At 62.3% G+C, this 10386-nt stretch carries 8 protein-coding genes and 1 pseudogene; 5 read left to right on the forward strand and 4 right to left on the reverse strand.

Translation table 11 applies throughout. The features are described from left to right. Positions 1-13 precede the first annotated feature (13 nt). The 4 genes from hscA to glgC all read left to right on the forward strand — a co-directional run bounded on the left by hscA (position 14) and on the right by glgC (position 4384). Entirely contained in the window at positions 14-1927 is a 1914-nt protein-coding gene (gene hscA, locus KBA32_RS05580; RefSeq protein ID WP_294356317.1) for a Fe-S protein assembly chaperone HscA, read from the forward strand. Continuing rightward, positions 1924-2265, forward strand: a complete 342-nt coding sequence (fdx, locus tag KBA32_RS05585; protein ID WP_294356319.1) for an ISC system 2Fe-2S type ferredoxin — start codon at positions 1924-1926, stop codon at positions 2263-2265. The genes hscA and fdx overlap by 4 nt, the downstream gene beginning before the upstream one ends. 16 nt (positions 2266-2281) lie before the next feature. Continuing rightward, a complete protein-coding gene (iscX, locus tag KBA32_RS05590; RefSeq protein WP_294356321.1) occupies positions 2282-2476 on the forward strand; it encodes a Fe-S cluster assembly protein IscX in 195 nt (64 codons plus the stop codon). Between the two features lie 639 nt (positions 2477-3115). Further along, the gene (glgC, locus tag KBA32_RS05595) at positions 3116-4384 is read left to right on the forward strand and encodes a glucose-1-phosphate adenylyltransferase (RefSeq protein ID WP_294356323.1); all 1269 of its coding nucleotides are present in this window, start codon (positions 3116-3118) and stop codon (positions 4382-4384) included. A gap of 73 nt (positions 4385-4457) precedes the next feature. Here the strand turns inward: glgC and KBA32_RS05600 are convergent, their stop codons facing one another. The 4 genes and pseudogenes from KBA32_RS05600 to KBA32_RS05610 all read right to left on the reverse strand — a co-directional run bounded on the left by KBA32_RS05600 (position 4458) and on the right by KBA32_RS05610 (position 5797). Next, positions 4458-4784: a carboxy terminal-processing peptidase gene (locus tag KBA32_RS05600; RefSeq protein WP_367113749.1), complete on the reverse strand. Its 327-nt coding sequence runs from the start codon at positions 4782-4784 to the stop codon at positions 4458-4460. Continuing rightward, positions 4783-4908 (reverse strand): annotated as a pseudogene (locus tag KBA32_RS17070) (carboxy terminal-processing peptidase); the annotation flags it as partial. The pseudogene KBA32_RS17070 and the gene KBA32_RS05600, both read right to left, overlap by 2 nt. A gap of 238 nt (positions 4909-5146) precedes the next feature. Continuing rightward, positions 5147-5485: a hypothetical protein gene (locus KBA32_RS05605; RefSeq protein WP_294356325.1), complete on the reverse strand. Its 339-nt coding sequence runs from the start codon at positions 5483-5485 to the stop codon at positions 5147-5149. A gap of 15 nt (positions 5486-5500) precedes the next feature. Then, positions 5501-5797 carry a hypothetical protein gene (locus KBA32_RS05610; protein WP_294356327.1) on the reverse strand — a complete coding sequence of 99 codons (297 nt, stop codon included), beginning with the start codon at positions 5795-5797 and terminating at the stop codon, positions 5501-5503. Here KBA32_RS05610 and KBA32_RS05615 point away from each other — a divergent pair. Further along, entirely contained in the window at positions 5768-10375 is a 4608-nt protein-coding gene (locus KBA32_RS05615) for a PEP/pyruvate-binding domain-containing protein (protein WP_294356328.1), read from the forward strand. The genes KBA32_RS05610 and KBA32_RS05615 overlap by 30 nt on opposite strands. Positions 10376-10386: the final 11 nt, after the last annotated feature.

The raw sequence follows: 10386 nt of genomic DNA on the forward strand, positions 1-10386 counted from the left end.
AACCAGAATTTTCATGGCACTTTTGCAGATTGCAGAGCCCGGCGAATCGGCCGCTCCTCACCAGCACAAACTCGCGGTCGGTATCGACCTTGGCACGACGAATTCGCTCGTCGCCACGGTGCGCAGCGGCCTGTCGGTCGTTATCAGCGACGAACTGGGGCGGACCCTGCTACCCTCGGTCGTGCGCTATCGGGCCGATGAGGCGCCGGTCGTCGGTTACGAAGCGAAGGAGGAGCAGGCAAAGGATCCACGCAACACGGTGGCGTCGGTCAAGCGCTTCATGGGGCGTGGGCTGAAGGATATCGCGCATCGCGAGTCGCTACCCTACGAGTTCGAGGATAGCGCCGGGATGGTGCGGTTACGCACGGTCGCCGGAGTCAAAAGCCCGGTGGAGGTCTCCGCCGATATCCTGCGCGTGTTGCGCCTGCGCGCCGAAGCATCGCTCGGTGGTCCGCTGGTTGGCGCCGTCATCACCGTCCCTGCGTATTTCGACGATGCGCAGCGCCAGGCGACCAAGGACGCGGCCAAGCTCGCCGGCCTCTCGGTGTTGCGCCTGCTCAACGAGCCGACGGCGGCGGCGATCGCCTACGGGCTCGATAACGGGGCAGAAGGCGTCTATGCGGTCTACGACCTGGGCGGTGGCACCTTCGATATCTCGATCCTCAATCTCTCGCGTGGCGTCTTCGAAGTGTTGTCGACGGGCGGCGATTCGGCGCTTGGCGGTGATGATTTCGACCAGCGCATCTTCTGCTGGATCCTCGAAGCCGCCAAGCTCCGGCCGCTCTCCATTGAGGATGCTCGCCTGTTGCTGACGTGTGCGCGTGAAGCCAAGGAATACCTGACGGGGCACGGCGTGGCGCCGGTGCAGGCGCGCTTGGGCAGCGGCGAGGTCGTAGACCTCAAGCTGACGACCGAGATTTTCACCGAGATTTCCCAGACGCTGGTAACGAAGACCATGCAGCCGGTCAAGAAGGCCTTGCGTGATGCCGGGCTGTCGGTAAGCGATGTCAAGGGCGTCGTCATGGTCGGCGGCGCGACGCGCATGCCGCAGATCCAGCGCGCCGTCGGCGAGTTCTTCAAGCAGGAGCCGCTCAACAACCTCGACCCGGAGAAGGTCGTCGCGCTCGGCGCGGCGACGCAGGCCAACCTGCTGGCCGGCAACCGGGCGCCGGGCGACGACTGGTTGCTGCTCGACGTGATCCCGCTCTCGCTTGGGTTGGAAACGATGGGCGGCCTCGTCGAAAAGATCATCCCGCGCAACTCGACGATCCCCGTCGCGCGCGCGCAGGAATTCACGACTTTCCGCGACGGGCAGACAGCGCTGGCCGTGCAGGTCGTTCAGGGCGAGCGCGAACTGGTCAGCGATTGCCGCTCGCTCGGTCGCTTCGAATTGCGCGGCATCCCGCCGATGGTCGCCGGCGCCGCGCGTATCCGCGTGACTTTCCAGGTTGATGCGGACGGACTGCTTTCCGTCTCGGCGCGCGAACAGAGCACCGGCGTCGAGGCGCACATCACGGTCAAGCCATCCTACGGGCTGTCGGACGACGAAATCGCCAACATGCTCAAGGATTCGATGTCGCACACCCGGGACGACGCCCTGCGGCGCGCCCTGAAGGAGGCGCAGGTCGAGGCGCAGCGCCTGATCGAAGCCGTGCAGTCGGCGCTGAAGAGCGACGGCGAACTGTTGACGACCGGGCAGCACGCAAAACTCGAAGCGACGATTGCGAAATTGCAGGCAACGGCGCTTGGCGAGAACCGCCGCGACATTTCGGCCGCGATGGACGAACTCGAAGCCGCAACGCGCGATTTCGCGGCAAAACGCATGGACAAATCGATCCGCCGCGCTTTCGCCGGCAAGAGTATCGATGTACTCGAGGCCGCCGGCGAATCCTCCAAAAACGTCGGCGAAGCGGGAGAAAAGGTATGACGCAGATCATCGTCCTGCCGCACGTCGAAGTCTGTCCCGACGGCGCGGTCATCGAAGCGAGGGAAGGCGAGTCGATCTGCCAGAACCTCCTGGAGAACGGCATCGCCATCGAGCATGCCTGCGAGATGTCGTGCGCGTGCACGACGTGCCATGTGGTCGTGCGCGAAGGCTTCAACGCGCTGGAGCCGTCCGACGAGGTGGAAGACGACCTGCTCGACAAGGCGTGGGGGCTCGAACCGAACTCGCGTCTTTCCTGCCAGGCGATCGTGAACGAGACGCCGCTGGTCATCGAGATTCCCCGTTACTCGATCAACATGACCCGCGAGGGCAAGCACTGAAGACTGGAGGTGTCGAATGAAATGGACCGATATCAACGATCTCGCCATCGAGCTCGCCGCAGCGCACCCGGACGTTGATCCCGCAAAGCTCAACTTTCTTGACCTGATGAACTGGGTGCTCGCCTTGCCCGGCTTCGAAGACAACGGCAGCCACTGCGGCGAAAAGATCCTGGAAGCGATTCAGCAGGCGTGGATCGACGAAGTCGCCTGATCCTGAAAAACTCAATTCTTTCGGGATGCGTTTCAAGGCGTTGCACAGGGCGTCCTCGGAGAGGATCTTGCGCATCCCCAGAAGTCCAGGATTGATGCCGTCACAGCGGATCGCCGTGACGTGCGCGTAGCGCCGGTGCCCGGAAAGCATCGACAACAGCCACGTGCCCAACCCTTCGGATTTCGATGGCGCGTTCGGACTGGTGTAGGTGAGCGGACAGCTTTCCAGCCAGCGCAACCACAACCCGGTCAGATTGAGAAATTCAATGAGGTAGGCCAATTGCCCCATCGGCGTCGCTGCGCTTTCCGCCTCCCAGCGCACTTGCCACGACCTGCCATCGTCTGCACGCCTGTACACGACATCAGCATTTCTTCGTGTTGCGCCTGCTTCAATTTCGACTCACCCATCCGGTGACTCCTTCCCATTACGTGAAAACCTCAGCCTGCCTCAATTCTGGTCCTTTTGCTCTCGGCCAACTGAGGTTTCAGGATGAACCTGGACGAAAGTGCGGCTGCTCCATACAATCGTCGGACGGCTAATAACCAAATAAGCGCTGATAGTGTCCCGCCGTCGTGATGCCGCGCGGTATTGACCGTTGGCACGATTAGCCGCAACAAGACTTTTCGGGAGAGAGTCACCATGTTGGAACAACGATCGTTCCTGTGCCCCAGCAGGGCCGTGGCGGTGATCCTTGCTGGCGGGCGCGGCAACCGGCTGTACGAACTGACGGAGAGAAGGGCGAATGCGGCGCTGTACTTCGGCGGCATGTACCGCATCATCGACTTTGCGATGTCGAACTGCGTTAATTCCGGCATACGGCGGGTCAGTGTTCTCACTCAGTACAAGTCGCACAGCCTGTTGCGCCATTTGCAGCGTGGTTGGGGCTTCCTTCGCGGCGAAGCCAAGGAATTCATAGACTTGCTGCCGGCGCAGCAGCGTGTCGACGAGGGCGCCTGGTATCTGGGTACGGCGGACGCTGTGCATCAGAACAGGGACATCCTTTCGACACATGATCCGAAGCCTGAGTACGTCGTCGTCCTCGCCGGTGACCATGTGTACAAGATGAATTATGCGGAGATGCTGGCCGACCATGTGGAGAGCGGCGCCGAATGCACCGTCGCCAGCATCGAGATGCCGCGTAGCGAGGCGAGCCGTTTCGGTGTCATGGCCGTCGGCGAGGATCGACGCATTACCGACTTCGTCGAGAAGCCGGCCGATCCGCCGGCGATCAAAGGCAAACCCGATCGTTCGCTGTGCAGCATGGGGGTCTATATTTTCAACGCCAAGTATCTGTACGACGAGTTGCAGCGCGATGCGAACGATCAGACATCGAGCCATGACTTCGCGCGCGACATCATTCCCCGCGCGGTGAAGACAGGCTGCGCAATGGCGCATTCGTTCTCTCGCAGTTGCGTGCATGTGGCGGATGAAAAGCCGGGCAAGGAGCACTACTGGCGCGACGTCGGTAATGTCGATGCGTATTGGGAAACGAACATTGATCTGGCGGCGACTGATCCGGCGCTGAATCTTTACGACAAAAACTGGCCGATCTGGACGTACCAGCCGCAACTGCCTCCCGCAAAGTTCGTGCATAACGAAGCTGATCGTCACGGGCTGTCGATCGAATCGTTGATTTCGGCCGGTAGCGTCATTTCCGGCGAGGTCAACCACTCGCTGCTGTTCAGCTCGTGCCGCGTGCATTCCTACGCCAAGCTCAATTGGTCGGTCGTCCTGCCGGAGGTCGACATCGGCCGCGGCGTTCGGCTGAACCGCTGTGTCGTCGATCAGGGTGTGCAGATACCGGCAGGGCTGGTCATCGGCGAAGACCCGGTTGCTGATGCGAAACGATTCAGGCGTACGGCAAACGGGATCACGTTGGTTACGCAGTTGATGATCAACTGTCTCTGAAAGGCTGAAACTGCTGCGGGGAGCACCAGCAATGCCCTCCCGACATTACGGCGGTGGAAACCCCGGCTGGCAGCTATGGCCGGGGCGAAGCATTTTCGCGGGTGAGTGCGCTCAATTGAGCGGCGCCTCCCTCCTGTTTCAGCAGCTCAACTTCATCGCCGAGAACCTTGGCTGCCTCGGCCAAAAGAACGTCTTTGCTCACTTTGCGGGCTTCTTCAGCCGCCAACTCACTGGTCAGTGTTCGTTCGTCTGCCCGCAGGCCGTCTTCTTCCACCTTCGCCCGTGATTTCCGGGCGACTTCCTGCTCGCGACGTCGCTCGGCTTCGTTGAGCGAGACCTGTTGTTGTTCGCTCAGACGTTTTTGCGCGGCGATTTCCTGCTGTAGGGGGAAAGTCGAAATCGTTCTTCACCTGTGCCGCGTGGCGTGCCCGTAATGTCGCAATACGCGTCTTCAGATCACCGGCTGGCGAATAGTCGGCCGCCTTGATCTGTTCCCAAGGCAATGCATTGTCAAGATTTGCCTCGCAATGGCTCTCCTTGTTAGTCTCCGTTTGTTCATGAGTGACGCAAACGGCTCGGGATAGAGGATCGGCGCGGTGCGTGGCGGGACGTCGAGGGCGTCAACGGCGACGGGAGGTTTGGTCGGGGACATAGGGACTCCAAAACAGAGTTGAATCGCGGTGTTCCGGGCATCAAGCGCTGGCGAAGGCAATCCCTCGTTGCCCGACGCGAATCTGGAAAGTCCTCCGCCGGTTGCTAGAATCAAGAAGCGTGATCAGTTTCGTATTCAGGGCGGATGACATGGCGGATGGCGGGATGACGACCCCACGATTGATCGCCGCGAGTCACAAACGCGGTGGTGGCGATGAAAACATTGCCGACGACGCCCCAGCGTTGCTGGCTCAGCGTTGGCATCAGCACAATGACCAAATAGCCGTTGCCGGACGGATCGTCGATGACGCCAAGCGCATCGCTCGGATCCAGGCGCTGAAAGGCGAAAAGGAGCGCATTCTCCGGGCGCTGCTGAAGCTCCCCGATCAGCTGACGACTCGCGGTGACCTGCCGCCGGTTCCGGATCCGGATCTCGTCAATGCGCTTCATGGAGCCGCGGACGAGTCAGCAAAAAATGTCGTCGCGGAGGAACTCGAAGCGCGTTTCCCGGCCGCCTACGATCTCCTCGAAGCGCTCCACGGCCGCCAGCCGGTTGCTCGATTGAGACGATTGCTCGGCGTGAAGACGATGAGCAGCGAAGGCTTTGTACGCTCGATCGTGAAAAGTCCGGAGGCCTTGGCAGACATCATCGAAAATCTCTCCATCGTGCGTTGTGCACTCGGGGCGCAACGTTTCAACCGCATCGTCCGGGCATGGACAGGCGTGGACAGGTTGCGGCTGATCGCCGTTGTCGATGTCCATGACACAGGGGTCAACCTGGGCGGCTATCATCTGGCGTTCCCGGTGGAACACGGCAGTTCGCAGATGCCGCCCTGGATCGGCGGCGAGGGCGAATTGCGGAGCGAAGGTCCGGCCGATGCCGGGTACTACGTGCTGCTCTCCGATCTGTCCAGGAATACGCCATCGAAAGCCGAAGCAAGGCAGCGATTGCGGGCGCAGTATCTCAACATCCGGGACAACCTGGTCAAGCCCAACTACGATGCGCTGCAGTTGATCGTCACGCACGCGCAAGGCATGACCAGGTCGACAGCCGTGTGCATCCTTGCGTTGCTTGCCGAGATGGTCGAAGCGTATGGGCAAGTCGCGTTTTCCACCGATGCCGATGCGGCGCACGCGTATTACGACCGGATCGTGGGCGAGCTCGAGCGTTCGTGGTCCCGGCTGGATGCGCACGAGCGGCTGCCGGCGACGCTGCGCCACACGATCACCGACATGGTGGAAAATCCGGCGGGCGAGCCGACGACCGTGCATGCCCTGATCCGTTTTCTGCATGATCGGGGCAACCGGGCGCTGGAACACAGACTCACGACTGCGCACGCGGACATGCGTGTCACCGTCGGCCGCTTCGCTGGTGAGAAGAGCGAGGACATCCGGATTGCGCGCCTGGACGATACGCCGGTCGTCGTGAACGGGCTCATCCGCCACCGTGGCCTGGCGGTGATTGCGCGCGCGGCGCAGTGGCTGGCGGGGCCTTGTCCCGGCACCGTGGTGCTGATCGACAATCACATCGTCTATAGCGTGAGCCTGGGCGAACACCGCGTCGAGTTGTCCGCCAACATTGCCGATCCCGACGACGAGGGCCTGATCCGGCTGCAGAGTTTCCAGGGGGGCGCGGAGTTGCCGCAGGCATTGCGCGCCGAATTCGTCGGCACCGTGCTGAAGGAAGCCGGACTGACGGTCACGGTCGATCGCAGCAGCCTGGTCGAGATTCTGGTCAGCGGCTATCTGGACAAGGATCACGGCGCGCGCGACGACCGGCAGATCGAGCGTGCGCTTGTCGTCGTCCTGCGGCTTATCTGGTCGCTGCGCGATCTCGATTACGCGATGGCGTACATCCTCCTCGCCAAGGCGCCACCCGGCAGTCTCGCGGGCAAGGCGAAGGCCGAGAAGATCCGCGAATTCGCCGGTGCGATGGCGCGCATGTTCATGGTCGAGGGGAGAATTCCTTTCGCCTACCGGGGCGACGGCATGCCCTTCGAAACCTACTGCGAGTTCAGCGGCCCGAAAGCGCTTCGCGCCTACGAGGACTACGTTGGCGAAGAGCGCCAGATGGTTCGCCAGCGGCTGTTTTTCGCACTCAACGCGGTGTTGCGCGAGTTCGACCTGCCGGTCATCGCATCGGGTACCGGGGGCGTCGGGCAGGAGGTTATCGACCGGCTCTTCAACGGCCCGTGCCGCCAGGCGCTGGCGCGCGGCGAATTGCGGCTCGACAGCCAGGGGCAACTCGAACGCAACCCCGCCTACCTGCCCCTCAAGGAGATCATCCAGCGCGTACTGACGCGCGAACACGAAGCCTTGCTCACCGCCGTGCTGCTGAAGGAGATCGACCTCCATCTCGATTTCGACACGATCGGGATCATCGATCAGCTCAAGGTGGTGCGCGCGCAGCAAGAGATCGCACCCGACGAATGGCTGGTCATCTACGGTCTGGCCGACGATCAGAATCGTTCGATCCTGTACGCATTCGGGCATTACCGCACGCCGGACAGCGGCGGCAAATGGCTTTCCATCGCCAGCCTGAAGCGCTTGTTGCGCAAATGCGCCTATTCGCTGCCCGAGCGGCTTCGGCTTCCGGCGTTCCGCAAGCTCATTTCGCACCGCCTGCTGGTTGAGCAATCGCGGGTGTCGGCCGGGTTCAGCGGGCAGACGGTCAGGGGACTGGTCGCGTCCGTCGGCGACGGCTCGGTGCGCATCGGGCGAATTACGTTCGATCGCGAATACAGTGCAACGCCGCAGACGCGTGACGGTCGGGTGCTCCTGCTTCCCTTTACCACGCCGGAAGACATTGATGCCATACGCGCCGCCGAAGCGGTGATCGTGACGAGCGGCGGCCTGCTCAGCCACGCCGGCGTGACGACCCGCGAATTCGGGGTTCCGTCGCTGATTCTGCCGCACGCCGAGTGGGTGCAATCGCTGGCCGGCAACCTGGTACGCATCGAAGAGCGGCGTCCCGGAAAGACCTCGATGACGGCGGAAGGGTTCCGGGTCAGCGAATCGATGGTGTCCGAGACGATCGACATTCGCGAGGGCAGCATCGTCATGGTCTGGGCATCTCAGGGGATCGCCTCGATCATGCCGGTGACCGACATCCCGCTCGAACCGCTGCTGCACCTGCTTCGCCTGGTGGCGACGGGCAAGAAGGCTCCAGCCGACCTGGAGACCTGGCTGGTCACGCTGCCGTTGGCTCTGGACGCCCGGCATACACGCGCCGAGGTCATCTCCGACAGCCTGGTCCTGATCCTGGCCGAAGCACTATGGAACAAGCGCGTCACTCCCGCCGTCCGCACGCACCTGATCGACATCGTGCGGCGCGTTCGCCGCGGGCTTGCCTTGGGCGAAACGGACAACATCGCGCGCCTGATCGGGGCGGTCTCGGACAACGCCATTGCCGAGCTTGACGGCTTGTTATTCGAAGTCGAACACAACATTGCCGCGGTGACCGTACTCTGGCGCGCGCTCAATACGCTGGCCATCGTCGAACGCCTGTGGACACAGGTCGCGATGCTGGCGGAGAGTCTCGACCTGTGCGACCTGCGGTTGAACGCCCTGCATGGAAGAACGCAGGCGTTGCGTCGGCATCCGCGCATCGCCTTCCTGAAGGCCGAGGCGCTGCATGACATCGAAGCGCTGTGCGCGCGCGATCTGGACGAAGCGGACCTGCCGGCGATGCGCAAGGCGCTGCGCCGGCTCGGACACCGCACCGGGGAAATAAAACCGGTGAATGTCCTGCTCGTGTGCATGGGCAACGTGGACCGTAGCCCGCTGGCCGAATTCCTGCTGAACAAGATGCTTGCGGCCGAGGGGATAGTCGGCGTCAAGGTGCAGTCGCGCGGAATCTCGGCCGTTGCAGACCGGCCGATGTCGGACGGCAGCCAGGCGTTGCTGCTGTTTGAAGAAGACATCATCGCCAACGGTCATCGAAGCAGGCCTCTGACGGACACCGATGTCCGCGAGGCAGACCTGATTCTGACGATGGAAACGACCCACGTTCAGCAAGTGCTCGATCGATTTCCGGAAGCTGTCGGCAAGGTTTCGCTACTGAGCGAATTCGCCCGGATCAGGGAATTCGTCGATATTGAAGACCCCGCCGGCCAGCTTGGCGATGCGTACTACCGGATGAAGCTCGAGGTTCAACAAGGGCTGATGGGAACGCTCAAGCGAATGCGCGAGGAGGGGCTTGCGGCGCGGGCAATGGTCGCGCACTTGCAGAGCAAGGCCGATGCGTTGACGCGAGTGAAGAGAACGCGGATCGCGCAATGTCAGCGTGCCGTTTTGCTGCTCGACGAAGTCGATGCCGACTGCGTCGAACTCGTCGGCGGCAAGGGCGCGAATCTCGGCGAAATAGCACAGGTCGTAAAGCACCACGGTGCGTCGATACCGCCCGCGTTCATGGTGACCACGCTGGCTTTTGACCACTTTCTCGAGGAGAACGGTATTGACGGCGAGTATCGGCGCCTCACGTCCGGACTCGAGGCGATTCTTGCGAATGCGGCCATTCCGGAGAAGGAAAAGCGCGCGAAGATCGAGGAGGCGTCAACCTGTATCCGCGACCTGATCCGCCGCGCCAGCCTCGATCCGGCACGCGGCCTGGGTCGGTTGATCATGGCGGCAGTCGACTCTTGCGGTCTGCGTGACAGCTTCGTCAGCGTGCGCTCGTCCGGCCTCCAGGAAGACACCGAGGAGGCAGCGTTTGCCGGCGCGGCGGAGACCTATCTTTTCGTCAGCATGGCCGAACTGCTGGAGCGGATCAAGGAAGTGTGGACTTCGTTCTGGCTGACGCGGGGAATCCTCTACCAGAGCGATCGCGTCGTTCGGCAAGGGTCGGCCAGGCTGGCGATCGTCGTGCAGCAGATGTTCGACTCGCAGGTCTCCGGGGTGATCTTCACCACCGATCCGGTGAGCGGCCGCGACGTGATCGTGATCGAAGCGGGCTATGGCCTCGGCGAGGGCGTGGTATCCGGCGTCGTCGATGTCGATCGCTACTACGTGGACAAGGCCGACTGTTCGGTGGTGAGCGTCCATGTTGGAAACAAGGCGTTCATGGTCAAGCAGCATCCCTCCGGCAAGGGCACCTCGATCGTGCCGGTCGAAACCCATCTGCGCGACGTGCCGTGCCTCAAGAAGAACGACGTCCGCGCGAACATCGCCATCGCCCTCGAAGACCACTATGCCTTGTCGCAGGACATCGAGTTCGGGGTCGCCAACGGCAAGCTCAGCATCCTGCAGACGCGGCCCGTCACTACGCGCGGGCTGGGGCAGACATTCCTCACCCGCGACAAGGTGGCTGAAGAGGCCGGGATCGGACGGGGCAGGGCATAGCCCAAAGGGGG

Source organism: Propionivibrio sp. (assembly GCF_017995515.1).
Classification (GTDB): domain Bacteria; phylum Pseudomonadota; class Gammaproteobacteria; order Burkholderiales; family Rhodocyclaceae; genus Propionivibrio.

Coding starts and splice junctions, on each gene's coding strand:
- KBA32_RS05605 (WP_294356325.1), bottom strand. CDS start 5,485: ATGAAGCGCATTGACGAGATCCGGATCCGGAACCGGCGGCAGGTCACC.
- fdx (WP_294356319.1), top strand. CDS start 1,924: ATGACGCAGATCATCGTCCTGCCGCACGTCGAAGTCTGTCCCGACGGC.
- KBA32_RS05610 (WP_294356327.1), bottom strand. CDS start 5,797: ATGGACATCGACAACGGCGATCAGCCGCAACCTGTCCACGCCTGTCCA.
- glgC (WP_294356323.1), top strand. CDS start 3,116: ATGTTGGAACAACGATCGTTCCTGTGCCCCAGCAGGGCCGTGGCGGTG.
- iscX (WP_294356321.1), top strand. CDS start 2,282: ATGAAATGGACCGATATCAACGATCTCGCCATCGAGCTCGCCGCAGCG.
- hscA (WP_294356317.1), top strand. CDS start 14: ATGGCACTTTTGCAGATTGCAGAGCCCGGCGAATCGGCCGCTCCTCAC.